General features: G+C 71.8%; 20 protein-coding genes and 2 pseudogenes. 9 read left to right on the forward strand and 13 right to left on the reverse strand.

Annotated elements, in window-relative coordinates; genetic code table 11:
- Positions 1-136: 136 nt before the first annotated feature.
- Complete coding sequence (locus AB0L89_RS07235) at positions 137-541, forward strand: hypothetical protein (protein ID WP_365135762.1); 405 nt, start codon at positions 137-139, stop codon at positions 539-541.
- Positions 542-839: 298 nt separating this feature from the next.
- Positions 840-1,187, forward strand: a complete 348-nt coding sequence (locus tag AB0L89_RS07240) for a hypothetical protein (RefSeq protein ID WP_365135765.1) — start codon at positions 840-842, stop codon at positions 1,185-1,187.
- A 114-nt stretch (positions 1,188-1,301) separates the two neighbouring features.
- On the opposite strand, the gene AB0L89_RS07245 is transcribed toward AB0L89_RS07240, so the two are convergent.
- From AB0L89_RS07245 to AB0L89_RS07255, 3 genes are all read right to left on the reverse strand, one after another.
- The gene (locus AB0L89_RS07245; protein ID WP_365135768.1) at positions 1,302-2,747 is read right to left on the reverse strand and encodes an aldehyde dehydrogenase family protein; all 1,446 of its coding nucleotides are present in this window, start codon (positions 2,745-2,747) and stop codon (positions 1,302-1,304) included.
- A 456-nt stretch (positions 2,748-3,203) separates the two neighbouring features.
- On the reverse strand, positions 3,204-4,898 hold the full coding sequence (locus AB0L89_RS07250) for a PucR family transcriptional regulator (protein WP_365135771.1): 1,695 nt from the start codon (positions 4,896-4,898) through the stop codon (positions 3,204-3,206).
- Between the two features lie 197 nt (positions 4,899-5,095).
- Positions 5,096-7,543 carry an ATP/GTP-binding protein gene (locus AB0L89_RS07255; protein WP_365135774.1) on the reverse strand — a complete coding sequence of 816 codons (2,448 nt, stop codon included), beginning with the start codon at positions 7,541-7,543 and terminating at the stop codon, positions 5,096-5,098.
- Positions 7,544-7,817: 274 nt separating this feature from the next.
- Here AB0L89_RS07255 and gabT point away from each other — a divergent pair, with 274 nt between their 5' ends.
- Positions 7,818-9,152: a 4-aminobutyrate--2-oxoglutarate transaminase gene (gene gabT / locus AB0L89_RS07260; protein ID WP_365135776.1), complete on the forward strand. Its 1,335-nt coding sequence runs from the start codon at positions 7,818-7,820 to the stop codon at positions 9,150-9,152.
- Positions 9,153-9,664: 512 nt separating this feature from the next.
- Positions 9,665-10,180: a phosphatase PAP2 family protein gene (locus AB0L89_RS07265; protein ID WP_365135779.1), complete on the forward strand. Its 516-nt coding sequence runs from the start codon at positions 9,665-9,667 to the stop codon at positions 10,178-10,180.
- An 81-nt stretch (positions 10,181-10,261) separates the two neighbouring features.
- On the opposite strand, the pseudogene AB0L89_RS07270 reads toward AB0L89_RS07265, so the two are convergent.
- The 8 genes and pseudogenes from AB0L89_RS07270 to AB0L89_RS07305 all read right to left on the reverse strand — a co-directional run.
- A pseudogene (locus AB0L89_RS07270) lies at positions 10,262-11,275 on the reverse strand (chitinase); the annotation flags it as partial.
- Positions 11,276-11,507: 232 nt separating this feature from the next.
- The gene (locus tag AB0L89_RS07275; RefSeq protein WP_365135782.1) at positions 11,508-12,029 is read right to left on the reverse strand and encodes a hypothetical protein; all 522 of its coding nucleotides are present in this window, start codon (positions 12,027-12,029) and stop codon (positions 11,508-11,510) included.
- 211 nt (positions 12,030-12,240) lie between these two features.
- Complete coding sequence (locus AB0L89_RS07280) at positions 12,241-13,659, reverse strand: FAD-dependent oxidoreductase (protein ID WP_365135784.1); 1,419 nt, start codon at positions 13,657-13,659, stop codon at positions 12,241-12,243.
- 33 nt (positions 13,660-13,692) lie between these two features.
- Positions 13,693-14,496 (reverse strand): ABC transporter permease, encoded by an 804-nt coding sequence (locus tag AB0L89_RS07285; RefSeq protein WP_365135787.1) that lies wholly within the window; start codon positions 14,494-14,496, stop codon positions 13,693-13,695.
- Positions 14,496-15,431, reverse strand: a complete 936-nt coding sequence (locus AB0L89_RS07290; protein ID WP_365135790.1) for an ABC transporter permease — start codon at positions 15,429-15,431, stop codon at positions 14,496-14,498. The genes AB0L89_RS07285 and AB0L89_RS07290 overlap by 1 nt, the downstream gene beginning before the upstream one ends.
- A complete protein-coding gene (locus AB0L89_RS07295; RefSeq protein ID WP_365135793.1) occupies positions 15,428-16,588 on the reverse strand; it encodes an ABC transporter ATP-binding protein in 1,161 nt (386 codons plus the stop codon). The genes AB0L89_RS07290 and AB0L89_RS07295 overlap by 4 nt, the downstream gene beginning before the upstream one ends.
- Positions 16,589-16,701: 113 nt before the next feature.
- The gene (locus AB0L89_RS07300; protein ID WP_365135795.1) at positions 16,702-17,952 is read right to left on the reverse strand and encodes a spermidine/putrescine ABC transporter substrate-binding protein; all 1,251 of its coding nucleotides are present in this window, start codon (positions 17,950-17,952) and stop codon (positions 16,702-16,704) included.
- Between the two features lie 61 nt (positions 17,953-18,013).
- Entirely contained in the window at positions 18,014-19,516 is a 1,503-nt protein-coding gene (locus tag AB0L89_RS07305; protein WP_365135798.1) for a gamma-aminobutyraldehyde dehydrogenase, read from the reverse strand.
- Between the two features lie 208 nt (positions 19,517-19,724).
- Between AB0L89_RS07305 and AB0L89_RS07310 the strand changes: the two genes are divergently transcribed.
- Positions 19,725-20,282 (forward strand): NADAR family protein, encoded by a 558-nt coding sequence (locus tag AB0L89_RS07310; RefSeq protein ID WP_365135801.1) that lies wholly within the window; start codon positions 19,725-19,727, stop codon positions 20,280-20,282.
- A gap of 223 nt (positions 20,283-20,505) precedes the next feature.
- Here AB0L89_RS07310 and AB0L89_RS07315 read toward each other — a convergent pair.
- Positions 20,506-21,339, reverse strand: a pseudogene (locus AB0L89_RS07315) (DUF4190 domain-containing protein); the annotation flags it as partial.
- Positions 21,340-21,462: 123 nt separating this feature from the next.
- Here AB0L89_RS07315 and AB0L89_RS07320 point away from each other — a divergent pair.
- From AB0L89_RS07320 to AB0L89_RS07335, 4 genes are all read left to right on the forward strand, one after another.
- Positions 21,463-22,530: an adenosine deaminase gene (locus tag AB0L89_RS07320; RefSeq protein WP_365135804.1), complete on the forward strand. Its 1,068-nt coding sequence runs from the start codon at positions 21,463-21,465 to the stop codon at positions 22,528-22,530.
- 21 nt (positions 22,531-22,551) lie between these two features.
- The gene (locus tag AB0L89_RS07325; RefSeq protein WP_365135807.1) at positions 22,552-23,238 is read left to right on the forward strand and encodes a glycerophosphodiester phosphodiesterase; all 687 of its coding nucleotides are present in this window, start codon (positions 22,552-22,554) and stop codon (positions 23,236-23,238) included.
- A 144-nt stretch (positions 23,239-23,382) separates the two neighbouring features.
- A complete protein-coding gene (locus AB0L89_RS07330; RefSeq protein WP_365135810.1) occupies positions 23,383-24,528 on the forward strand; it encodes a serine hydrolase domain-containing protein in 1,146 nt (381 codons plus the stop codon).
- Positions 24,529-24,566: 38 nt separating this feature from the next.
- Positions 24,567-25,031, forward strand: coding sequence for a hypothetical protein (locus AB0L89_RS07335; RefSeq protein WP_365135812.1), 465 nt, complete (start codon positions 24,567-24,569; stop codon positions 25,029-25,031).
- Between the two features lie 229 nt (positions 25,032-25,260).
- Here the strand turns inward: AB0L89_RS07335 and AB0L89_RS07340 are convergent, their stop codons facing one another.
- Entirely contained in the window at positions 25,261-26,424 is a 1,164-nt protein-coding gene (locus AB0L89_RS07340) for an extracellular solute-binding protein (protein WP_365135815.1), read from the reverse strand.
- Positions 26,425-26,494: the final 70 nt, after the last annotated feature.

Consider the following 26,494-nt stretch of genomic DNA (forward strand, 5'->3'; position numbering starts at 1 on the left):
TCCACATTCCGCACAAGGCGTCCGGGGCACCGAATGGACTGAATGCGTGAATGCGGGTGACCTTTCTTCCCGGAGTCCCGTTCCAGCAGAACGACTGCTGCAGAATGCAGCCGTCACCCCCTCTCGAATTGGAGAAATGATGATCCGGAAGGTTCTGGCCGGCGCCGCGCTCGCGACCGCCGCCACCGCCGCCACCGTGAGCGCCGCCGGTGTGGCCTCGGCGACGACGAGTGGTCCCGAGGCCGAGAACATGACCACCAGCGCGCACGACATGAACCAGGCCGCCCGCGTCGCTTATGGCGACACGGTCAGCGGTACGGGCACCGGTTCCTCGGAGTTCGCCACCGACAACGGTGACGTCGCCATCGCCGGCGACCCGGGCGGTGTCGCCAACGCCTACGGCGCCCCGTTCGTCGACGTCGACCTGCGCTGCGCCGTCCCGGCGGCCCAGGGTGTCGGCGGCAACGTCCTCGGCGGCCCGGTCACGACCTGCAACAACGCGCCGGTCGACCAGTTCGACGCCCCGGAGCGCATCCTCTGACCCTGCGCCGGGGATCCCTTCCTTCGTCGCGGGTCTGAGCGGGCCCTCCCCCGACCGTGCTGTCTCCTTGCACGGCCGGGGGAGGGCCCTCTCGTTTCTCCGGCATTCGCGTGAACAATTCCACTCCATCGACCATGCAGGTCGACATTTACGCCCTTGAATTGACTCGACTCATTGACTCGGCCCATTGACTCGGTCCATTGACGCGACACATTGACTTCGGGCATTTGCTCAGCGCATTGCCCTGAATGAATGAAACGCGGTGACCTTTACCCGGCCGCCCTGTTTTCTCCGGTTGATGGCCGCACGTGCTGCCATCGACTTCCTCTCCCCTCTTGGAGCACAGATGATCCGGAAAGTACTGACCGGTGCCGCGCTCATGGCGGCGGCCGCCGCCGCGACGGTCGGCGGTGCGGGCGTGGCCGCGGCCGACTCCTCGGAGTTCGCCACCAACAACGGCGACGTGGCCATCGGCGGCGACCCGGGCGGCATCCTCAACAGCTACGGCGCCTCGTTCGTCCACGTGGACCTGCGCTGCGCCGTCCCGGCGCCCCAGGGCGTCGGCGGCAACGTGCTCGGCGGCCCGGTGGCGGCCTGCACGAACGAGCCGGTCGACCAGTTCGACGCGCAGGAGCGCATCGTCTGACGCACGGCGTACAGCACGACGGCCGGAGCCCCCGCACAGTGGGCTCCGGCCGTCGTCGCCGGCGCGCGGAACAGGCGCGCGCCGGGGTCTTGCCCGATGGTGGGCGGTCGCGTCCTAGAGGGCGAGACCGGTCAGGACCATCACGCGCTCGTACGTGTAGTCGTCCATCGCGTAGCGCACGCCCTCGCGGCCCACGCCGGACTGCTTCACGCCGCCGTACGGCATCTGGTCGGCGCGGTAGGACGGGGCGTCGCCGATGACCACGCCGCCGACCTCCAGGGCGCGGTGCGCGCGGAAGGCGACCTGCAGGTCGTGCGTGAACACGCCCGCCTGGAGGCCGAACTTGGAGTCGTTGACGGCGGCGAACGCCTCTTCCTCGCCGTTGACCTTCTTCAGCGTGAGGACCGGGCCGAAGACCTCCTCGCACGCGATGGTCGCGTCGGCGGGTACGTCGGCGAGGACGGTCGGCGCGTAGGAGGCGCCGTCGCGCTTGCCGCCCGTGAGGACCGTGGCGCCGGCCCTGGCCGCCTCGTCCACCCAGGACTCCACGCGCTTGGCGGCGTCCTCGCTGACCAGCGGGCCGACATCGGTCTTCGGGTCCGACGGGTCGCCGGTGACCTGGGCCTCGACGGCCTTGACGATGCGCGGCACGAGCCGGTCGTACACGGCGGCGTCCGCGATGACCCGCTGCACCGAGATGCAGGACTGGCCGCCCTGGTAGTTGGAGAAGGTCGCGATGCGCGAGGCGGCCCAGTCGAGGTCCTCGTCCGAGGAGAAGTCGTCGAGGATCACGGCCGCGCCGTTGCCGCCGAGCTCCAGGGTGCAGTGCTTGCGCGGCACCGAGTCCATGATCGCGTAACCGACCTTGTCGGAGCCCGTGAAGGAGATGACCGGCATCCGCTCGTCCTGGACGAGGGCGGGCATCTTGTCGTTGGCGACCGGCAGGATGCTCCACGAACCGGCCGGCAGGTCGGTCTCGGCGAGCAGCTCGCCGAGGATCAGGCCGGAGAGCGGGGTGGCCGGGGCCGGCTTGAGGATGATCGGCGCGCCGACGGCGATGGCCGGGGCGATCTTGTGCGCGCAGAGGTTCAGCGGGAAGTTGAACGGCGCGATGCCGAGGACGACGCCCTTGGGGAAGCGGCGGGTCAGGGCGAGGCGGCCCTGGCCGCCGGCGTCGGTGTCCAGGCGCTGGGCCTCGCCGCCGTTGAAGCGGCGGGCCTCCTCGGCGGCGAACCGGAAGACGGAGATGGCGCGGCCGAGTTCGCCGCGGGCCCACTTGATCGGCTTGCCGTTCTCGGCGGAGATCAGCTGGGCGATCTCCTCGGTGCGCTCGACCAGGCGGTTCGACACGTGCGTGAGGGCGGCGGCGCGGACGTGGGCCGGGGTCGCGGCGAACTCGTCGCGGACGGCGTACGCGGCGGCGACGGCCTCCTCGACCTGGGCGTCGGTCGGGACGGCGGCCTTGCCGACGACCCGTCCGTCCCAGGGAGAGGTGACGTCGAAGGTGGTCTCGCCGGTGGTCTGGCGACCGGCGAGCCAGAAGGCGTGGATGGAAGTCATGTCGATTCCCGGCCCTTCCGCGGAGATGTGTCTGGGGGTACGTCCCTCACCGTAGGGGCAGGGGGTGGGCCTGACGTTTGTCCGACGCGGAGTACTGGCCGGGGGGCCTTAACCGGTTTGTACGGGGTGCCCCGGGTGGGCCGGGGCGGGGCCTCCTTCATCGCTGCCCGGCACGGGGCGGCTGCGCCGGGGCTGGAGCCACGGTCATCGCCGCCCGGCACCGGGGGCTGTGCCCACCCGTTCCGCCTTGCGGAACGCCTGCCCACAGCGGGAGCGGCCACCGGGCCGCACGCGCACGACCGGCCCGAGGGGACGTGGGGGTATGTGCGAACGGAGCACCGAGCGGGCGATGGCGTCTTTGGGCTTGGGGCGGGGCGCAGGGATGGCGAGTACGCACATACCCCCGCGGCCCCGCCCCACCGACGGACAAAGGCGCACCGGCAGAGCGCGTCAGCGTCAGTCCGTTGTCGTCGATGTGGCCTTCAGGGAGAGCCACAGTTCCATGCGGACGTCCGGGTCGTCCAAGGAGCGGCCCAGGATTTCTTCGACCCTGCGCATGCGGTAGCGCAGCGTATGGCGGTGGACGCCCAGGTCCGCCGCCGCCGCGTCCCACTGGCCGTGGCGGGAGAGCCACGCCCGCAGCGAGGCGACGAGATCGCCGCGCCCCGTCGCGTCGTGCTCGCGCAGCGCCCGCAGGAGACCGTCCGCGAACGCCCGCACCGCGTCGTCCGCGAGCAGCGGCAGCACCGAGCCCGCCGCCAGCTCCTCGTGCTCGACCAGAGCCCGCCCCCGCCGCCGCGCGACGGACAGCGCCTGCTCGGCCTGCTTGTACGCGGTGGCCGCGGCGATCGGCCCGGCCGGCGCGGAGAGCCCCATGACCAGCTCGGCCTCCTCGCCCGAGACCGCGGCCTCGTGCGCCGCGCCGACGCGCGCGGACTCCAGCGCCGCCGCGTACTCCGTGCAGGCCCGCACACCCGCTCCCCCGTCCACGGCGAGGAGCACGAGCCGCTCGCCGTAGGGGACGACGAGGAGCGCTTCTCCGGAGCGCGCCGCCGCGGCCTCGACGACGTCGACGAGCGCGGCGAGCGGATCCGTGCCGCCGCCCGCGCCGGCCGCCGCGAGGAGCGCCGCGGTCTGCGGGGTCGCTTCCTTCGACGCGTCGCCCTCGGCCCCCGCGCCGTCGGCGCCCGCCCGCACGCGCGCGGCAGACGCGGACGCCACGTCGGCGACGACGAGCCGGAAGGGCGCGTCGAGGAGGCCGCCGTACAGCTCCCCCGCGACGGTGCGCGCGTGGTCCGGCTCCCCCGCGAGCAGCATCCGCAGCACGGCGGCGCCGATGCGCTGCTCGGCGGCGTGCAGCGAGCGGGACCGCTCCGTGGTCAGGGTCAGCAGGGCGACGGCGGAGTGCACGGCGTACCGCTCGGCGGTGCCGAGGGCGGCCGCCGTGCCGACGGCGAGCGCGGCGCGCGGCCTGCGTCCGGTGCCGAGCGAGTGCAGCTCCACGCGGTCGTCGGCGCCCGCGACGACGGAGCTGGCGGGCGCGGGCCGCTCGCGCAGCCGCTCGACGTCGGCGGTGAGCCGGGCGGCCCGGCGCGAGGCCCACTCCGGGGCGGTGGCGACGACGGCGCCGGACGCGTCGTACAGCGCGGCCCAGCCGTCGACCTGTCCGGCGAGGGCGAGCAGCAGCCCTTCGGGGCCGTCGCTCAGGGCCTGCCGGGTCAGCTCGCGCTGGGCGGCGAAGCCCGCCGTCACGGCGCGGTACTGCTCGGCGGCGATGGCGGCGGAGACGGCCTTGCTGATGGCGAGGAACGGCGTGCGCCGGGGCACCTCGATGAGCGGCAGGCCCGCGTCGGTGGCGGCGTCGACGAGGGCCTTGGGGATGTCGGGGTAGTGCACGCCGACGGCGAAGCCGAGGCCGACGACCCCGGCGCCCGCGAGCCGCTTCACGTAGCGGCGCATGGCCTCCGGGTCCTCCGCGTCCAGCTTGAGCGCGGTGATCAGGAGGAGCTCGCCGCCCTCCATGTAGGGCACGGGGTCGGCGAGCTCGCTGGCGTGCGCCCAGCGGACGGGGGTGTCCAGGCGTTCCTCGCCCGCGCGCACGGTCAGCTTGAGCGCGGAGTGGTGGACGAGCGAGGCGAGCGTGGGCGGCATGGGACCTTCAGGTCTGCGGCAGGCGGGCGGACGGACTGCGGTCCGGCGCCTCCGGAGGCCCGGACGCCGGGTTGTGGATCTTTTGGCCGGTCCGTATGAACGACCTGTGTCGATTCTGCCTCACCGTCGGGTGCCGACAAGACGTAAGCCCGGGTAACTCGATGTACGCCCGGGTAACAAGAGGTGCGCCCGGATGATCAGTCGCGCGCCCCGGCCGCCCCGGCAGCCCCGCGGCCCCGCAGGTCCACCAGGAGCGGCGGCGCGTGCTCGCCGTCCACCGTGGTGAGCGACAGGACGGCGTGTCCCGGCGGCAGGGAGTGGGCGAGGTCGGAGGCGGACCAGCGCTCGCGCTCGACCTTGCGGACGGTCACGGCGTCCGTGGTCACCGCCTTGCCGGTGACCAGTTTGCGCAGCGAGTGCAGCGCGCGCGTCATCGGCTGGTCGGCGAAGACCGTGTGCTGGGCGACTTCCTTGGTCTCGATCCACTCGGTGCCCCAGGCCTCGGTGAACCGGCGCCCGTCCCAGGTCGTCACGCCGGAGAACGCCATCCGGCAGCCGACCGCCGCGTACAGCGGGCCCTGGAGCGGCTCCGGCACCTCGCCGATGGTGCGCAGGCCAAGGACGACGCCCGCGTTCAGCGACCGCAGCCGCTGGATGGCGCGCACGCTCTCGGCGGTGAGGGTGCGCGCGGCGTCGTCGAGGACCAGGCAGGCGAAGTGCGGGCGCCGGGCCCGGCCGCGCACGACGTACGCGAACTGGGCGAGGAGCAGCCGGGCCAGCAGCCGCGACGCCTCCTCGTGACCGTGTTCGGGCAGGTCGACGCGGACCCGCAGCGGATGGTGCGCGACGGCCCGCATCGAGAAGGGGCGCCCCTGTCCCGTGGGGTCGAAGAAGTCGGCGAAGGCGGGCCGGTCGAGCAGGCCGATCCGGTCGGCGAGGGCGGGACCGGGGTCGCCCGGCGAGCCGGCCTGGCGCACGCGCGCGTCGAGCTCGCGGCGCATGGCGGTGTGCTCGGCGCCGGCGAGGTCCTTCTGGAGAGCGCCGAGGGCGGCGGGGTCGCCTTCGAGCAGTTCGCGCAGCACGGGCACGGAAGGGAAGTGACCGCGCACGGCGCGGAAGGGGCCGAGGAGCTGGGCGAGCGCGGTGGCGGCGCGCCGGGTGTCGACGGCGTCGAGGTCGCCGACCAGGCCCTCGGCGAGGAAGGCGGCGGCCTCGTCGGGGTCGGCGCAGTCCGCATACAGGTCGATGTCGTGCACGGACTCCGGGTCGCCCGGCTTGACCACGACGTCGTACGCCTGGTCGGGACCGAGGGCGGTGCCCGCCGCGCACACGGCGACGACGGCGCACCGTCCGGTGAGCGCGCCCAGGGCCAGCGACTCGGCGACGGGGCTCATGAGCCTGCCGGTCTTGCCCGCTCCGGAGGGCCCGACGGCGAGCAGCGAGGTGCCGAGCACGGCGGGGTCGAGCGCGGCGTGGGCGCCCCGCACGGCGTACGGGTTGCGCTCGTCGCGCGCGAAGCGGCCGATCCGGACCTGGCCGACGAGCAGGTCGTGGGCGGCGGCGCGCGCGGGCAGGTCGCGCTGGCCGGAGGGGTGGAGCCAGGCGGCGGCGCCCTGCCGGGAGACCGTGTCCACGAAGGTGGACAGGGCGGCCGGGTCGGGGGCGGCCGTGCGCCAGGCGTGGGTGACGCGGGCGCAGTCGACGTCGTTCATGCGGCCGCTGACCAGTTCGAGGGAGAGCAGGTCGGCGGCCTTGTCCTGGCCGGCCGCGCGCAGTTCGGGCCAGTGGGCGCGGGCCGGCGCGTCGGCGGGGCGAGGCGGGGCGGCGGGCCGCCGGGCCGCCGGGGTCCTGCTCTCGCGGACGGCCTGCCACCAGCCGCCGATCCGCACGAACGGCCACAGCACGGCGAGCGTGATCAGCACGTACACGGTGTCGGTGAGCACGACCGAGGCCAGGACCTCGGGGCCGCCCGCGACGAGGGCGACCAGGGACAGGACGGGGTCGACCACGGGCAGCGGCCGTGTGTCGAGCCCGAGGGCGTCCGGCCAGACGAAGACCAGGACGGCGACCGCTCCGACGGAGGCGAGGACGGCGCGGGACGGCTGGGGGCGCCGCATCACGAAGTGCCGGATCGCGTCGGGCCAGGCGCCGAGCCGGCCCACGGTGTAGACGACGGCGCCGAAGACGATCCCGTCGTAGACGATCCGGGCGTCCATGCCCTGCGACGCCTTGGGCTGGGTGCTGCCCGCCCACCACCAGTCCCCCGGGGTGAACAGCTTCAGCGGGGCCCACTGGTAGGGAATGCTGCCCTGCCGCCACAGCGACCAGAACACCAGGCCGAGCACGGCGGAGATCACCATGCCGACGACCAGGCGGCGGTTGGTGCTCTCGGTGTCTGCCTCGGGCTCCGGGGGCCGGTAGCCGTAGCGCCAGATGCCGGGGGCGGTCTCGGGGCGGGGCGCGGCGAGCCATTCGGCGACGGAGGCGGGCACCTCGGCGGGGGCGGCGGAGGAGGGCGCGCCGACGGGGGTGCCGGGTGCCTGTCGGGGCATCGGCGGCGTGGTGGGGACGGCGGGCGGTGCCGGGCGCGGAACCGGTGCGGCCCGCTGTCCGTCGCGTGCCCCGTGCGTGCCCTCGGTGTCCATCGCCCTTGCCCCCTGACCTGCCGGTCCGTCCGTCGATCCGCGCTCAATGTAGTGCCCGCGCGAGGGGAGTTCACCGCTTACGCGCCCGGTCGGTCCGGACGGCCGGGGCGCGGCATGTGTCCAAGTCGGACAACGACGCGGCCAAATCCCACCCCGATGGAGCATGACCGCCTCCGCGCCGCGCCCCTAACCTGCGAAGAAACCCCCCGAAGAACCAGGCGAAACCGGAATCAGCCCCGGGGCAGCCGTCCAACCCCAGAATCAGGAGCCCCGCATGAGCGAGATCCCGCAGGAGCGCCGCCTCGTCACCGCCATCCCCGGTCCGAAGTCGCAGGAGCTGCAGGCCCGCCGTACCGCCGCGGTCGCCGGTGGCGTGGGCTCCGTGCTGCCCGTCTTCACCGCGCGCGCCGGCGGCGGCATCATCGAGGACGTCGACGGGAACCGTCTGATCGACTTCGGCTCCGGCATCGCGGTCACCTCCGTCGGCGCCAGCGCCGAGGCCGTCGTACGCCGGGCGAGCGCCCAGCTCCAGGACTTCACGCACACCTGTTTCATGGTCACGCCGTACGAGGGCTACGTCGCCGTCGCCGAGGCGCTGGCCGAGCTGACGCCGGGTGACCACGAGAAGAAGTCGGCGCTGTTCAACTCGGGCGCCGAGGCCGTCGAGAACGCCGTCAAGATCGCCCGCGCGTACACCAAGCGCCAGGCCGTCGTCGTCTTCGACCACGGCTACCACGGCCGCACGAACCTGACGATGGCGCTGACCGCCAAGAACATGCCGTACAAGCACGGCTTCGGCCCGTTCGCGCCCGAGGTCTACCGCGTTCCGGTCGCCTACGGCTACCGCTGGCCGACCGGTGCCGAGAACGCCGGCCCCGAGGCCGCCCAGCAGGCCATCGACATGATCACCAAGCAGGTCGGCGCCGACAACGTCGCCGCGATCATCATCGAGCCGGTGCTCGGCGAGGGCGGCTTCATCGAGCCGGCCAAGGGCTTCCTGCCGGAGATCGTGCGGTTCGCCAACGACAACGGCATCGTCTTCGTCGCGGACGAGATCCAGTCCGGCTTCTGCCGCACCGGCCAGTGGTTCGCCTGCGAGGACGAGGGCATCGTCCCGGACCTGATCACCACCGCCAAGGGCATCGCGGGCGGTCTGCCGCTCGCCGCCGTGACGGGCCGCGCCGAGATCATGGACGCCGCGCACTCCGGCGGCCTCGGCGGCACCTACGGCGGCAACCCGGTGGCCTGCGCCGGTGCGCTCGGCGCCATCGAGACCATGAAGGAGCTCGACCTCAACGCCAAGGCGAAGGCGATCGAGTCGACGATGAAGGCCCGCCTGGCCGCGATGGCCGAGAAGTTCGACGTCATCGGCGACATCCGCGGCCGCGGCGCCATGATCGCCATCGAGCTGGTCAAGGACCGCACGACCAAGGAGCCGAACCCGGAGGCGACCGCCGCCCTGGCCAAGGCCTGCCACGCGGAGGGCCTGCTCGTCCTCACCTGCGGCACGTACGGCAACGTCCTGCGCTTCCTGCCGCCGCTGGTCATCGGCGACGAACTGCTGAACGAGGGCCTGGACATCATCGAAGGCGCGTTCGCCCGCGTCTGACCCCTGTTGCCCCGCGCGCGTCAGGGCCCCTCCGCATCGCCGGAACGGGCCCTGACGTGTGTGTACCCCGCACGCTGAGGAAGTCGTGACCTGGGGTGACCGTCGGGGCGTGTGAAGAACGTGTGCGGGCACGATGACGGGATGCCGTTCCGCCTGTCGGCCCGCGAAGACCTGCCGTACGGTTTCTGCAGATGAGAGAAACACCCCGCCCACAGGGGACTGTGGGCGACGCCGGCGCGGAGCCTCCCCAGCCCCGCCCTGGCCGTGCCTTCGCGCACACACCTGGGGCCTCCGGCTCCGGAACTCCTCACCGATCGGATCGCCGCCCGCCCCAAACCCCCCGGGGCGCGCGGCACCCCGGTCATCTCGGCCGCCCCGGAACCACCCCCCCTGTTCCCGGGCGGCCGACCCCTTTCCTCCTCCTGTGCGCGCTGCTGTTCGCGCTGCTCACCTGGCAGGTCGTCGTCGACGGCCCGCTGCGCCGCGCCGACGAACGCGCGGGGCGCGCCCTCGTGGGCAGCGGCGTCCCCGACCGCGCCGCGGAGCTCCTCGCCGACCTCGGCAACATCCCGGTGGCCGTGCCGGTCCTCGCCGCCGTCCTCGCGTACGTCGCCTGGCGCGGCCGGCGCGCGGACGCGTTCCGCTGGTGGCTGCCGCCGGTGGCGGCGGCCGTCGCGATGGCCCTGGTACCGGTACTGATCGCCCCGCTCAAGGCGGCCGTCGACCGCCCCGGACCGCCGGGCATGGCCGGGGAGGGCGGGTTCTACCCCTCGGGCCACGCGGCGACCGCCCTGGTCGCCTACGGCGCGGCGGCCCTGCTCCTGCTCCCCTGGCTGCGCGGTGCGTACGGCCGCCGCGAACTGGTCATCGGCTGCGCCCTGCTGAACGTGGCGGTCGGCTTCGGCCTGGTGCGCCGCGGCTACCACTGGCCCCTGGACGTGGTGGGCTCGTGGCTGCTGTGCGCGATGCTGCTCCAGGTGATGGTGGTGGTGATCGCGCGGTACGGGCGAGGGGCGACCGCGGAGTAGCCCGCGATCGCCCCTCATGTACGCGTGGCGCGTCCGCCCCTCACGTACGCGTGGTGCGTCGACCGTGCGGAAGGCGGCCCGTCAGCCGAAGTACGCGTCGAAGTTCTTCGAGAACTCCCAGTTGTTGAAGCGGTCCCAGTTGATGGACCACGTCATCAGCCCGCGCAGGTTCGGCCAGGTGCCATGGGTCTGGTACGAGCCGCAGTTCGTCTTCTTCGTCAGGCAGTCCAGGGCCTTGTTGACCTCTCCGGTCGAGACGTGGCCGTTGCCCGCGTTGACGGAGGCCGGCATGCCGATGGCGACCTTCTCGGGCGGCAGCGCCGGGAAGACGTTGTTCTTGTCGCCCGCCACGGGGAAGCCGGTGAGCAGCATGTCGGTCATCGCGATGTGGAAGTCCGCGCCGCCCATGGAGTGGTACTGGTTGTCCAGGCCCATGATGGGCCCGGAGTTGTAGTCCTGGACGTGCAGCAGCGTGAGGTCGTCGCGCAGGGCGTGGATGACCGGGAGGTAGGCGCCCGCGCGCGGGTCCTGGCCGCCCCATTTGCCGGTGCCGTAGTACTGGTAGCCGAGCTGCACGAAGAAGGTCTCGGGCGCCATCGTGAGCGTGAAGCCGGAGCCGTACTTGGCCTTGAGGGTCTTCACCGCCGAGATGAGGTTCACGATCGACGGGGTCTTCGGGTTCTTGAAGTCCGTGTCGTCGGCGTTCAGCGAGAGGGAGTGGCCCTCGAAGTCGATGTCGAGGCCGTCGAGTCCGTACTCGTCGATGATCGCCGAGACGGAGGAGACGAACTTGTCGCGGGCCGCCGTCGTCGTGAGCTGGACCTGGCCGTTCTGGCCGCCGATGGAGATCTGGACCTTCTTGCCCGCGGCCTGCTTGGCCTTGATCGCGGCCTTGAACTCGTCCTTGGTCTCGACGTTCGGGCACTCGGTCTTCGGACAGAGGCCGAAGCGGATGTCGCCCGAGGTGGCGGAGGTCGGCTCGCCGAAGGCGAGGTCGATGATGTCCCAGCTGTCGGGGGTGTCGGCGAGCCGGGTGTAGCCGGAGCCGTTGGCGAAGCTGGTGTGCAGATAGCCGACGAGGGCGTGGTCGGCGGGGGCCTGCGCGCGGTCGGCGGCGGAGGCCTTCGGCGCGGCGTCGGCGGCCTGCGCGGTCGCCGAGGTCACCGCGGGCGCGGCGATGGCGAGGGCCGCGGCGATGGCGAGGGTCGTGCGTCTGGCATGGCGTATCAGCGAGCGGTCCACAACTGCCTCCGGACATGGGGGGATTGGAGGGTGGCGCGCGCCCAACTTGGTCCAGACCAATTAAGTTGTCAAGGGTTCACGCAGTTCACTCCTCCCCGTCCCGCGCGTCCTGCGGGTCCCGCGAGTTCCGTGGGTCACGTGCGTCCTGCGGGCCCTGCGGGTCCCGGGCCAGCCCCGCGGCGGCCTCGTGCATCGCGAGTTCGAGCAGCGCCGGATCCGTCAGCGTGCCCGAGCCGTCCGGAGCGACGAGCCAGCGGACACCGCCCGTGGCCCGGCCCGGGTAGGGCACGACGATCCAGGTCCCGCGGCCCGCGCCGCGCACCCCCGTGCCCACCCAGCGGGCCACCGTGCCCGGCGGCACGAAGAAGCCCATGCGCGCGTCCCCGAAGTCGGCGAGGACGGGACCGGGGCGGTCGATGCAGCGGGTCAGCACGTCGAGCGTGGGATGCCCGAGCTCGCCCGGCAGGATCAGCACGTCCCAGCGCCTGCCCGCGGGAAGGAGCGCGACCCCGAGCGGATTGCGCTCCCACTCCCAGCGGCAGGCGTCCGGATCCGGCGCCACCGATACGAGCCATTCGACCGCCGGCTTAGCCCCGGATTCAGTCATGGCGGGACCTCCCTCTGTCTGTGCGACAACGATGTACGTCACAGGTGAGAGGCGTCCGGGCGCCGGGCATTACGCGGGTTGCGGCCACGAGTTGGCAGTGAATGGGGTCACAGGCGGGAGGCGGGGCGTGCGCCGGTCGATCACGCCCCGCTCAACCGCGGCGCATCGCCCCGCTCGATCGCGGTGACTCGGCCCGCTCGACCGCGGTGCCTCAGCTGTCGAAGCCGAGGCCCAGCTTGTCCATCGTCTTGAGCCACAGGTTCCGCTTGCCGCCGTTGGCGTCGGAGCGGGCGAGCGACCACTTGGTCAGGGCGACCCCGGTCCACGCGAACGGCTCGGGCGGGAACGGCAGCGGCTTCGTGCGGACCATCTCCAGCTCCGTGCGCTCCGTGCGCTCACCGGAGAGCAGGTCCAGCATGACGTCCGCGCCGAACCGGGTGGCGCCGACACCGAGGCCCGTGTAGCCCGCCGCGTACGCGACGCGGCCCTTGTGCGCCGTACCGAAGAAGGCCGAGAAGCGCGAGCACGTGTCGATCGCGCCGCCCCACGCGTGCGTGAAGCGCACCCCCTCCAGCTGCGGGAAGCAGGTGAAGAAGTGGCCCGCGAGCCTCGCGTACGTCTCGGGGCGGTCGTCGTACTCGGCGCGCACCTTCCCGCCGAACGGATAGATCGCGTCGTAACCGCCCCACAGGATGCGGTTGTCGGCCGACAACCGGAAGTAGTGGAACTGGTTGGCGCTGTCGCCGAGCCCCTGGCGGTTCTTCCAGCCGATCGACGCCAGCTGCTCGTCGGTCAGCGGCTCCGTCATCAGCGCGTAGTCGTAGACCGGGACGGTGTACGAGCGGATGCGCTTGACCAGCGAAGGGAAGATGTTCGTGGCGAGCGCGACCTGGCGGGCGAAGACCCTGCCGTACGGCGTGCGGACCGCCATACCCGCGCCGGCGGAGGCCAGCTGGAGCGCGGGCGTGTGCTCGTAGACGCGTACGCCCTTCGCCAGGCAGGCGCGCTTGAGGCCCCAGGCGAGCTTCGCCGGGTGCAGCATCGCGACGCCGTCGCGGTCCCAGAGGCCGCCGAGGAAGGTCGGCGAGTCGACCTGCTCGCGCAGGGCGTCCGCGTCGAGCAGCTCGACGCCGCCCGCGAGGCCGCGCTCGGCCATCTCGTCGTACATCTCGCGCAGTTCGGCGAGCTGGTGCGGCTCGGTGGCGACGTCGATCTCGCCGGTGCGCTCGAAGTCGCAGTCGATGGAGTAGCGCTTGACGGCCGCCTCGATCTCGTCGAGGTTGCGGGCGCCGAGCTCCTCCAGCTTCCCGATCTCGCCGGGCCAGCGGGAGAGGCCGTTGGCGAGGCCGTGCGTGAGGGAGGCGGCGCAGAAGCCGCCGTTGCGGCCGGAGGCGGCCCAGCCCGCCTCGCGGCCCTCGACGAGGACCACCTCGCGGCGCGGGTCGCGCTCCTTGGCGATGAGCGCGGTCCACAGTCCGCTGTACCCGCCGCCGACGACCAGGAGGTCGCACCGGTCGTCGCCGGTGAGCGCGGGCTCGGGGGCGGGCCTGCCGGGGTCGTCCAGCCAGTACGAGACCGGCTGGGCGTCGGAGAGTGAGCTGGTCCAACGGGTCATGGCGCCAGGGGCCATGATTTCCACTCCTTCAGGAAAACGGTAGTAGAGCTAATTCGCCTGCTTGCCGCGGCGCCTGCCGATCAGCATTCCGGCGACCACGAGCAGGACCGCGACGAGGAACATCGCCGTACCGATCACATTGATCTGAACGGGCGTGCCCCGCTGTGCGGATCCCCAGACGAACATGGGGAACGTCACAGTCGATCCCGCGTTGAAATTCGTGATGATGAAGTCGTCGAAGGAGAGCGCGAAGGCGAGCAGCGCGCCCGCCGCGATGCCCGGTGCGGCGATCGGCAGCGTGACCCTCAGGAAGGTCTGCACGGGTCCGGCGTAGAGATCCTGCGCGGCCTGTTCAAGGCGCGGGTCCATCGACATGACGCGCGCCTTGACGGCGGTCACCACGAAGCTGAGACAGAACATGATGTGGGCGATCAGGACCGTCCAGAAGCCCAGCTGAGCGCCCATGTTGAGGAAGAGGGTCAGCAGCGAGGCGGCCATGACGACCTCGGGCATCGCCATAGGCAGGAAGATCAGCGAGTTCACGGCGCCGCGCGCCCGGAAGCGGTAGCGCACCAGCGCGAAGGCGATCATCGTGCCGAGCACGGTCGCGCCGATCGTCGCCCAGGTGGCGATCTGCAGGCTCAGCGAGAGCGACCCGCACATGTCGGCGACGCCGCACGGGTCCTTCCAGGCGTCGAGCGAGAACTCCTGCCAGGAGTAATTGAAACGCCCCTTCGGCTTGTTGAAGGAGAAGACCGTCACGATCACGTTCGGCAGCAGCAGATAAGCGAGCGTGCACAGGCCCGCGATGACGACGAGATGGCGTCGCAGCCAGCGGAAGAAAGCGGCCATCAGACGAGATCCTCCGTCCCCGACTTGCGGATGTAGAAGGTCACCATGAAGAGGATCGCGGCCATGAGGATGAAGGAGAGCGCCGCGGCGGTCGGGTAATCCAGAATGCGCAGGAATTGCGTCTGGATGACGTTGCCGACCATGCGCGTGTCGGTGGAGCCGAGCAGATCGGCGTTCACGTAGTCGCCGGCCGCCGGGATGAAGGTGAGCAGCGTCCCGGAGACGACACCGGGCATGGAGAGCGGGAAGGTGACCTTGCGGAAGGTCGTGGCCGGCGAGGCGTAGAGGTCGCCCGCGGCCTCGTGCAGTCGGCCGTCGATGCGCTCCAGCGAGGTGTAGAGCGGCAGGATCATGAACGGCAGGAAGTTGTACGTGAGTCCGCAGATCACCGCGAGCGGGGTGGCCAGGACCCGGTCGCCGTCGGTGACGCCCAGCCAGCTGGTGACGTCGAGGACGTGCAGGGAGTTGAGGGCGCCGACCACGGGCCCGCCGTCCGCGAGGATCGTCTTCCACGCCAGCGTACGGATGAGGAAGCTGGTGAAGAACGGCGCGATGACGAGGACCAGGATGAGGTTGCGCCAGCGGCCCGCGCGGAACGCGATGAGATACGCGAGCGGATAGCCGAGCAGCAGGCACAGGATCGTGGCGGCGCCCGCGTAGAGCACCGAGCGCAGGAACTGCGGCCAGTAGTCGGAGAGCGCGTCCCAGTACGTGGCGAAGTGCCAGGTGACCTTGAAGCCCTCTTCGAGGGAGCCGGTCTGCACGGACGTCGACGCCTGGTAGACCAGCGGGAGCGCGAAGAAGACGACGAGCCAGAGGATGCCGGGGAGCAGCAGCCAGTACGGGACGAGGCGGCCGCGCCTGCGCACCTTGCGCGGCGGCGCTTCCTCGGGGACGGGCGCCTTGGGTGGTGGTGCGTCGGTCACGGTGGTCATGCGGAGGCGTCCTCCTCGACCTTCTCGACGCCCGCCTCGACGTCCTGGGCGGCGTCGAGGCCGAAGGTGTGCGCGGGGTTCCAGTGCAGGACCACGTCGGCGCCGGGGACGAGGCGGCCGTCGCGCTCGATGTTCTGCGCGTACACCTCGAAGGAGTCGCAGACCGGGCTGTCGACCACGTACTGCGTGGAGACGCCGATGAAGCTGCTGTCGGCGATGCGTCCGGTGATGCGGTTGCGGCCCTCGGGGATCTCCCCCGCGTCGTCGGCGTGCGTGAGGGAGATCTTCTCGGGCCTGATGCCGACCAGGACCTTGCCGCCGGCGGTGGTGGGGGCGCTGCATCGGGCGGCGGGCAGCACGAGCTTGCCGTCCCCGGCCTTGAGGACGATGTCGTCGCCGCTGGTGCCGCCGATCTCGGCCTCGATGAAGTTCGAGGTGCCGAGGAAGTTGGCGACGAAGGTGGTGCGGGGGTTCTCGTAGAGGTCCGCGGGGGCGCCGAGCTGCTCGACGCGGCCGCCGTTCATCACGGCCACGGTGTCGGCCATCGTCATGGCCTCCTCCTGGTCGTGCGTGACGTGCACGAAGGTGATGCCGACCTCGGTCTGGATGCGCTTGAGCTCCAGCTGCATCTGGCGGCGCAGCTTGAGGTCGAGGGCGCCGAGCGGCTCGTCGAGCAGGAGCACCTTGGGGTGGTTGATGAGCGCGCGGGCGACGGCGACGCGCTGCTGCTGGCCGCCGGAGAGCTGGTGCGGCTTCTTGCGGGCCTGCTCGCCGAGCTGGACGAGGTCGAGCATCTCGCCGACCTGCTTCTTCACGGACTTGATGCCGCGGCGACGCAGGCCGAAGGCGACGTTCTCGTAGATGTCGAGGTGCGGGAAGAGCGCGTACGACTGGAAGACCGTGTTCACGGGCCGCTTGTACGGGGGCAGGGCCGTGACGTCCTGGTCGCCGAGGCGGACCGTGCCGGAGCTGGGCTCCTCCAGGCCCGCGATCATGCGGAGCGTGGTGGTCTTGCCGCAGCCGGACGCGCCGAGCAGCGCGAAGAACGAGCCCTGCGGCACGGTGAGGTCGAGCGGGTGCACGGCGGTGAAGGAGCCGTACGTCTTACTGATCCCGCTGAGGCGGACGTCGCCGCCGGGTTCTTGGGCAGAGGTCATGGTGGGGTCCAGGGAAATCGAGGAGCGGGAGGAGTGGCCCCGTGAGGGGCGCGGGGAACTGCGCGAGCAACCACACGAGAGCCGCGGACGAATGCACGCCGAAGCGCAGCCGCCTACGCGCCGGTCAGCTTCGCGAACTTCTCTTCGTACGCGGTCTCTTCCTTCGGCGTCAGCGACCTGAACGCCCGGGACTTCGCCTTCATCTCCTTGTCGGGAATGATCAGCGGATTCGACGCCGCGTCCTCGTCGATCCGCGCGAGCGCGTCCCGCACGCCGTCGACCGGGCACACGTAGTTGATGTACGCGGCGAGGCGGGCGGCGGGCTCCGGCTCGTAGTAGTAGTCGATGAGCCGCTCGGCGTTGCGCTTGTGGCGCGCCTTGTTGGGGACGAGCAGGTTGTCCGTGGACGTGATGTAGCCCTGGTCCGGGATGTGGAAGTCGACGTCGGGGTTGTCGGCCTTCAGCTGCACGATGTCGCCGGCCCAGCCGAGGCACGCGGCGATGTCGCCCTTGTCGAGGTCCGAGGTGTAGTCGTTGCCGGTGAAGCGGCGAATCTGCTTCTTGTCGACGGCCTTCTGGAGGCGGGCGATCGCCGCGTCGAAGTCGTCGTCGGTGAAGTCCCCGGGGTCCTTGCCCATGTCGATGAGCGTCATGCCGACGGTGTCGCGCATCTCGGAGAGGAACCCGACGCGCCCCTTCAGGGCGGGGTCGTCGAGCAGGTCGGAGACCGAGGTGATCTTCTTCCCACCGGTCGCCTTCTTGTTGTACGCGATGACGGTGGAGATGCCGGTCCAGGGGTAGGAGTAGGCACGGCCGGGGTCCCAGTCGGGGTTGCGGAACTGGGACGACAGATTCGTGTACGCGTGGGGCAGGTTGGCCGGGTCCAGTTTCTGGACCCAGCCGAAGCGGATGAGCCGGGCCGCCAGCCAGTCGGTGACGCAGATGAGGTCGCGCCCGGTGTCCTGGCCCGCCGCGAGCTGCGGCTTGATCTTCCCGAAGAACTCGACGTTGTCGTTGATGTCCTCGGTGTACTTGACCGTGATCCCGGTGCGTTTCGTGAACGCCGCGAGGGTCGGCCGACGGTTCTTGTCCTTCTCGTCGACGTCCATGTACTCGGTCCAGTTGGAGAAGTTGATCCGCTTCTCGTCGGCCGAGTGGTCGTCGGCGGCGACACCGCCCTGTTCCTTGCCCGCCGCGGGGATCCCGCAGGCGCTCAGCGCCCCGAGACCGCCGACGGCGAGCGCGCCGCCGGTGGTGGCGCGCAGCAGGGAACGGCGGGTCAGGGCGCCCCTGCCGTTCCGCAGGCTGCGGTGCATGGCGGCCAGTTGGGCCGGGGACGGAGTGTCGGGCTCGTACTGCTCCATGCGCGTGGTTGCCCTTTCGGGAGGGAGCCGGCCGCTGGTCGGGCGGTCTGTCGGCTGGTGGCTATCGGTCCCCGAAGATCGTGCGGTGCCAGTCCTTGCGGACCACGGCGGTGTTGTCGAACATGACGTGCTTGACCTGCGTGTACTCCTCAAACGAATACGCGGACATGTCCTTGCCGTAGCCGGACGCCTTGTAGCCGCCGTGCGGCATCTCGCTGAGGATCGGGATGTGGTCGTTGACCCAGACGCACCCGGCCTTGATCTCGCGGGTCGCGCGGTTGGCGCGGAACACGTCGCGGCTCCAGGCGGAGGCGGCGAGGCCGTAGGGCGTGTCGTTGGCGAGCCGGATGCCCTCGTCGTCGCTGTCGAAGGGCAGCACCACGAGGACGGGGCCGAAGATCTCGGACTGCACGATCTCGCTGTCCTGCGCGGCGTCCGCGACGAGCGTGGGCTTGTAGTACGCGCCGGGGTGCCGGAGCGCCTCGCCGCCGGTGACCACGCGCGCGTAGGAGCGGGCACGGTCGACGAAACCGGCGACGCGGTCGCGGTGCACGTGCGAGATGAGCGGGCCCATGTCGGTGCTCGGGTCGAAGGGGTCGCCGAGCCGCACGCTCTCCATCAGGTCGGCGACGCCCGCCACGAAGGCGTCGTACAGCGGGCGCTGGACGTACGCGCGCGTGGCGGCGGTGCAGTCCTGGCCCGAGTTGATGAGGGCGCCGGCCACCGCGCCGTGCACGGCGGCGTCGAGGTCGGCGTCGTCGAACACCACGAAGGGCGCCTTGCCGCCGAGCTCCAGGTGGAGCCGCTTGACGGTGGCGGTGGCGATCTCGGCGACGCGCTTGCCGACGCCGGTGGACCCGGTGAAGGAGGTCATCGCCACGTCCGGGTGCCCGACGAGGTGCTCTCCGGCGTCCCTGCCCGCGCCCGAGACGATGTTGACGACACCGGCCGGAATGCCGGCCTCGGTGGCGGCCTGCGCGAAGAGCAGCGAGGTGAAGGGGGTGAGCTCGGCCGGCTTGAGGACGATGGTGTTGCCGGCCGCGATCGCCGGCAGGACCTTCCAGGCGGCCATCTGGAGGGGGTAGTTCCAGGGTGCGATGGAGCCGACGACACCGATGGGCTCGCGCCGTACGTACGAGGTGTGGTCGCCGGTGTACTCGCCCGCCGACTGGCCCTGGAGATGGCGGGCCGCGCCCGCGAAGAAGGCGGCGTTGTCGACGGTGCCGGGGACGTCGAACTCCCGGCTCAGCTTGATCGGCTTGCCGCACTGCAACGACTCCGCCTGCGCGAATTCCTCGGCACGCTCGGCCAGCACGCCCGCGAAGCGGTGCATCGCGTCGGAGCGCTCGCCCGGGGTGGCGCCCGCCCAGCCGGGGAACGCCTCGGCGGCCGCGGCGACGGCGGCGTCGACGTCGTCCGTCCCGGCCAGTTCGTACGCGTAGACCTCGTCGCCGGTGGCGGGGTCGACGACGGCGTGGGTGTTCCCCGACGTCCCCTTGGTCAGCTGCCCTGCGATGTACTGCGCGCCGTCCGCGAAGTGGTCCTGCGCCTGGAAGTTGTGCATGACGCTCTCCTCCGCCGAGCTCCCCGTGCGGCGGGGATCGGCGTAGCTCCAGATCGATTTGAGTGCCGATCCTGACAGAGCGGTGGTAGTCCAACAAGTGATTCCGTAGTTGCCTTTTGGTTACGCGACGGAATCTGTCGACCAGGTGTCGAGTCGTCCCGGAAAACCAAGGACGGAGTGTCCGTGGTGCGTGCCAGACTCGCGTGTCATGACGAAGATCGACTCGGTCCGCTCGGTGGCGGAGCTGGTCGGCGCGGCGCGCGCCGGGGAGCGGATCAAGTACCTGCACTTCTGGGGACACACCCCGCGCCGGGACGGCACGCCGGGCCCGAGCCGCCTCAGCCAGTGGTGGCCGTCCCCCTTCACGGTCGACGGCGTGTCGTACGCGACGGCCGAGCACTGGATGATGGCCGGCAAGGCCCGCCTCTTCGGCGACGCGGACGCGGAGCGCGCCGCGCTCACGGCGAGGACCCCCGCCGAGGCGAAGAACGCGGGACGGCTCGTGCGGGGTTTCGACGAGGCGACGTGGGCGCGGGAGCGGTTCGCGATCGTGGTCGAGGGCAGCGTCCACAAGTTCACGTCGGACCCGGCGCTGCGGGAGTACCTCGTGGGGACGGGGCGGCGGGTCCTCGTGGAGGCCAGCCCGCTGGACCGGGTGTGGGGCGTGGGCCTGGCTGCGGACGACCCCCGCATCGAGGACCCCGCGCGGTGGCGGGGCACGAACCTGCTGGGCTTCGCGCTGATGGAGGCGCGGGGGCGGCTTTAGGCGTGGGGTGGCCCTGTGGTCGGAGGGGGCCGGGGTTCCGGGGGCGCATGGAGCCCCCGGCCCTCCCCCGCTGGGAGCCCACGACCAGCGTCGTCGAGAAGCCCGGGTCGTCCGAGGACCCCGCGTCCAGGTCCTCGTCCGGCACCACGATCAGGATCACCAGCAGGACCACGCCCAGGACGACGCCCACCGCCCCGCAGATGATCCCCGCGAGGGCCTGGCCGCCGTTCGTCGCCTCGCCTCGCCGCGCCTTGCCGCGGCCCACCGCGCCGAAGACCACCGCGAGGATGCCGAGGACGATCGCCAGCGGCCACAGGCAGAAGACGGCGGCGGAGATGATCCCGAGGACCAGCGCCGTCACGCCCATGCCGTTCGCCGGGGCCATCGGCATGGCGGGCCAGCCGTAGCCGGGGGCGCCGTGACCGCCCGGGTGACCCGGGTATCCGGGGTAGCCGGGATAGCCGCCCTGCGGGCCCGGATACCCCGGCTGACCGGCGGGGCCGGGCTGCCCCGGGTAGCCGTACGGCACCTGCCCGGGACCGTCCGGCGAGAGCGGGGGCGGCGGCACCGGCTCCCCCGGCGCCGCGAAGGGATTGTGCTCCCCCGGTGCCGCGAAGGGATTGCTCTCCCCCGCGGGTCCGGGCGGCACCGGAGCCCCCGGATACGCCCCCGGAGCGCCCTGCGGGGCCCCCGGCATCGACGTCATCGTCCACTGGTCGTGCACCGGCGGCCCGGCCGACGGGTCAGCGGGCACCGGGGCATCGCCCGGCACCGGTGCGCCACCCGGCACGGGCGCGCTGCCCGGCACCGGAGCACCGTCCTGCACGGGCGCACCGCCCTGCACAGGCGCACCCCCCGGCCCCGGAGTACCACTCTGCCCCGGAGTGCCGTCCGGCACCGGCGCGGCCCAGACCCCCCGCTTCTCCAGCTGCACCCCGTCCTCCGACGGCGGAGCCCACGGATCCCGCTCCTCCGGCGCCTCGGCGCCCGACGGCGCATCCGCGCCGGAAGGCGTCTCGGCACCGGAAACGGCGTCGTCCTCGGACTTGGCGGACATGACGGGTCACCTCTTTCGTACGTTCCGTCATGCTACGGCCCCTGCTTTTCCCGTGCCGACCGCCGCCTACGATGAGGCCGACCCACCGATCAGCCGATCAAGCCCGTTCCTGGGGAGGAAACCGTGACCGAGCAGCAGCGGACGCCCACGGCGTCGACCGACCGAGACCCGCACGCCTTCATCGCCGGACTGCCCAAGGCGGAACTGCACGTGCACCACGTCGGCTCGGCCTCCCCCCGCATCGTCTCGGAACTGGCGGCCCGGCACCCCGACTCCGCGGTGCCGACCGACCCCGAGGCGCTGGCCGACTACTTCACGTTCACGGACTTCGCGCACTTCATCCAGGTGTACCTCTCCGTCGTGGACCTGATCCGCACCCCGGACGACGTGCGCCTGCTCACCTTCGAGGTGGCCCGCGACATGGCCCGGCAGAACGTCCGCTACGCCGAGCTGACCATCACCCCGTACTCCTCCGTGCGCCGCGGCATCGACGACCGCGCCTTCATGGACGCCATCGAGGACGCCCGCAAGGCCGCAGAAGGCGAGTTCGGCACCGTGCTGCGCTGGTGCTTCGACATCCCCGGCGAGGCGGGGCTCGTGTCGGCCGAGGAGACGGTGCGGCTCGCCACCACCGACCGGCTGCGCCCCGAGGGCCTGGTCTCCTTCGGCCTCGGCGGGCCCGAGATCGGCGTGCCGCGCCCGCAGTTCAAGCCCTACTTCGACCGGGCCATCGCGGCGGGCCTGCACTCGGTCCCGCACGCCGGCGAGACCACGGGCCCCGGGACCGTCTGGGACGCCCTGACCCACCTCGGCGCCGAGCGCATCGGCCACGGCACCAGCTCGGCCCAGGACCCGAAGCTCCTCGCGCACCTCGCCGAGCACGGCATCCCGCTGGAGGTCTGCCCGACCTCCAACATCGCGACGCGCGCGGTGGCCACCCTCGACGAGCACCCCGTCAAGCAGTTCGTCGAGGCGGGCGTGACCGTCACGATCAACTCCGACGACCCGCCCATGTTCGGCACCGACCTGAACACCGAGTACGCCGTCGCGGCCCGCCTCCTCGGCCTCGACGAGCGCGGCATCGCGGCCCTCGCCAAGAACGCCGTCGAGGCCTCCTTCCTCGACCGGGCCGGCAAGGACCGCATCGCCGCCGAGATCGACACGTACACGGAGACCTGGCTCGCCCCGTAACGACGGCACCACAATGGGCCCATGCGCACCGTGACTGCTGTGGCCCACCGAGGCGATCCCTACCGCGTCCGCGAGAACACGATCCCGTCCCTGCGCTCCGCGCTCGACCGGGGCGCGGACGCGGTGGAGATCGACGTCCGCCTGAGCCGCGACGGCGTGCCCGTGCTGCTGCACGACGCGACGCTCAAGCGGCTGTGGGGGTACGAACGTCCGCTCGCCGCGCTGTCCGCCGCGGAGGTCGAGGGCCTCACCGAGGGCGGCGTACCGACGCTCGAAGCGGCCCTGAAAGCCACGGACGGGCACCGGATCATGATCGATCTGCCGGACGCGACCCCCGTGTCGGTGCGCACGGTCGTCGGCACCGTCGCGGACTGCGGGGCCGCCGAGCGCGTCTACTACTGCGCGGGCGCCCGGACGATGCTCGCGGTGCGCGCCGCGGACCCCGCCGCCGAGATCGCGCTGACCTGGACGAGCCCGGCCCCGCCGCGCCGCGCCCTGCTCGACGCGCTCGCGCCGCGCTGGCTCAACTACCGCTTCCCGCTGGTCGACCGCGAGCTGGCCTTCCAGGTGCACCGCGAGGGGTTCCTGATCTCCGCCTGGACCCCGGACACCCGGCGCTCGATGCGCCGTCTGCTCGACGCGGGCGTCGACTCCGTCACCACGAACCGCGTCGACGTCCTGACGGCGCTGCGCACCGCCACCCCCTAGGGGACATCCCCCTCAACTTCCCTGCCCCCGAGGCCGCTTGACCCCGACGGCTCACCGGGCCCGTGCCCTCCTCACCGACGATCCGCGCCCTGCCCGCGATCACCAGGATGAGAGCACCACAGCCCAGCAGCCCCAGGAGTCACCGTGAAGGTCCCCGCCCGCGCCGCTCTCGCCGCCGCCCTCGTCCTCGGCCTGACCGGCGCCGCGGCCGCCCCTGCCCTCGCCCACCCGCGGGCCGCGCCCGTCACCGCCGTCGACGCCCCGTCGGACCGACCCGACGGCACGGCCCTGCGCGACGCGATCAAGGGTCTTCCGGACGCCGACGCGACCGCCGCCCTGGTCCGCGTCGGCGGCACGGACGGGACCTGGCGCGGCAGCGCGGGCGTGCACGACCTGGTCACGCACCGCAAGGCCGATCCGCACGGCCGCTTCCGCGCCGGTTCCGTCACGAAGATCGTGACCGCGGCCGTGGCGCTCCAGCTGGCCGCCGAGGGCAGGCTCGACCTCGACAAGCCGGTGCAGCACTACATGCCGGGCCTGTTCACGGGCGACTTCGAGCCCATTCCCGTACGCAGCCTGCTCAACTACACGAGCGGCCTGAAGCCGGGCGACGGCTTCGACGACGAGTTCGCGCACCGCTACGACACGTTGGACCCGCGCACCGTCGTCGACTCCGCCGTCGCCAAGGGCCCCGAGCACTCCCCGGGCGACGAGCAGCACTACCGCAACATCGGCTACACCGTGCTCGGCCTGCTGATCGAGAAGGTCACCGGGGATACGTACGCCCACCAGGCCAAGGTCCGGATCTTCGAGCCGCTGCGCATGCGCGACACGTACTTCCCCGGCACCGACCCCCGCATCCGCGGCCCGCACAACCGCGGCTACCAGCAGATGAAGCAGGCCGACGGCACGACCCGCCTCGTCGACGTGACCGAGTGGAACCAGTACGACCGTTTCGCGGCGGGCGACATGATCTCCTCCACGGCCGACCTGGAGGTGTTCACGCGGGCCCTGTTCGGCGGTGACATCCTGCCGGAGCCGCAGCTGAAGGAGATGCTCACGGTGCCGGAGAAGATCAAGGGCGCCGTCTTCGGCGCGGGTCTCCAGCGCATGCGCATCGGCGACCGGATGGTCTGGCTCAAGACCGGCGCCCGCTACGGCTACTCCACCATCATCGCCGCCACCGAGGACGGCCGCCGTACCCTCGTCCACTCGGTCAACGCGACCGACGCGAAGGCCGAGGGCATGAACCCGGTGGCCGAGCGGATCGCGCGGGCGGCTCTGGGCTGAGCGCGTCGTCAGATGAACAGCAACAAGAAAGTCGGGGCATGACGTCTGCGTGGCACTGGGAGAGCGGCGAGGGTCTGCTGGGCCTGGACGACCCCGCCGCGTGGGACGCGGCGTACGAGCGCGGCGAGCCGCACCTCGGCACGGCCGTGATCGGCCTGGCCTTCAACTGCCCGCTGGCCGAGGCCTCGCCCCGGATCATCACGGCGATGCGGCTGGCGGACCCCGCTCAGCGGGGCTTCGCGTACACCGCGGCCGGCACGGCAGCCCGGATCAACGGCGAGCTGACGCCGGAGCTGTACGAGGCGCTGCGCGCGGAGGGGCACAGAGGTCTCGCGGAGAACGCCGTCGACGACACCTTGGACCACGTGCCGTTCCGGCAGCTGCCGCCCTGGTTCAAATGGCGCAGGGCGGCGTCCACGGTGGAGGACAAGCTGGCGACCTGGCGCCTGAACGTCACGTACGCCGCCGAGGACATCCACAAGGCCCTGCGCCGGCGCCGCTGACTCACCCCGACCGGTGCGTCAACAGCCCGCCTGCACTCGGGACATGGTCGATCACCGCACCGTGGACCTGGCGGGCGTACGGCTCGCCTGCCGGGTGTCCAGGCCGCCTCAAGGGCCGCCCCTCACCGTCGTGTGTACGCCTAGATCACGGCCAGGACGCTCGTCGTGGCGGGCGGGCCGGACAGCCATGTGCCCCAGGAAGGGCTGGCCGAGCAGGCCGCCGCGGTCCCTACAGCCCCGCCAGCGCGTTCCACCGCTTCGCGAACTCCGTCCGCTCCTTCGACGTGATGTCGCGGGCGATGGCGAGCCGCTTGCGCATGTCGTCGTCGGGGAAGATCAGCGGGTCCTCGGCGAGGGCCGCGAGGTCCTTGTCCTTGGAGGAGGCGAGGATGTCGCGGGCGGCGGGGACCGGGCAGACGTAGTTGACCCAGGCGGCGAGTTCCGCGGCGACCTCGGGCTCGTAGTAGTGGTCGATGAGCCGCTCGGCGTTCTGCTTGTGCCGGGCCAGGTTGGGGATCATCAGGGACTCGGCCCAGAGTTCGGCGCCCTCCTCGGGGACGATGAACTCGATGTCCGGGTCGTCCGCCTGGAGCTGGATGACATCGCCGCTGTAGGCCTGGCAGGCCAGGACGTCGCCGCTGGAGAGGTCCTTGATGTAGTCGTTGCCGGTGAAGCGGCGGATGTGGTGGGAGTCCACCATCTTCTCGACCTTGTCGCACATCCGGTGGAAGTCGTCGGCCGTCCACTTCGTGATGTCGACGCCGTCGCCCTGGAGCAGCAGCGCGAACGCCTCGTCGAGGCCGGAGAGCAGCGTGACGCGGCCCTTGAGGTCGTCGGCCCACAGGTCGGAGACGTGCTTGATCTCGCGGCCGACCCGGCGCTTGTTGTACGCGATGCCGGTGATGCCCGACTGCCAGGGCACGGTGAACTTGCGGCCCGGGTCGAAGTGCGGGGAGCGCAGCTGCGGGTCCAGGTACTTGGTGACGTTCGGCTGCTTCGCGCGGTCCATCTCCTGCACCCAGCCGAGGCGTACGAAGCGGGCGCACATCCAGTCGCTGATGACGATGAGGTCGCGGCCGGTCTCCTGGTGGTTCATCAGGGACGGGCTGATCTTGCCGAAGAACTCGTCGTTGTCGTTGATCTCCTCCGTGTAGCGGACGTCGATCCCGGTCCGCTTCTCGAAGGCGTCCAGCGAAGGGCGCTTCGTCTTGTCCTCGTCGTCGGTGTCGATGTACAGCGGCCAGTTGGCGAAGGTCAGCTTCCGGTCCTGCCGGGAGCGGTCACCGGCGGACCGCTCCCCCGGCTCGATGTACGCGGCGGGCACCCCGCAGCCCGCGAGCACGCTGACGGCCGCGCCGCCGCCGAGGGCACGCAGCAGGGAACGGCGGGACACGGAGGTGGCTCTGGGGTTCGCTCGCACCCCGGCAGCATGCGCCGTCGCGCGGCGGCGCGGCAATGGACGC

This window comes from Streptomyces sp. NPDC052114 (assembly GCF_040680155.1).
Taxonomy (GTDB): domain Bacteria; phylum Actinomycetota; class Actinomycetes; order Streptomycetales; family Streptomycetaceae; genus Streptomyces.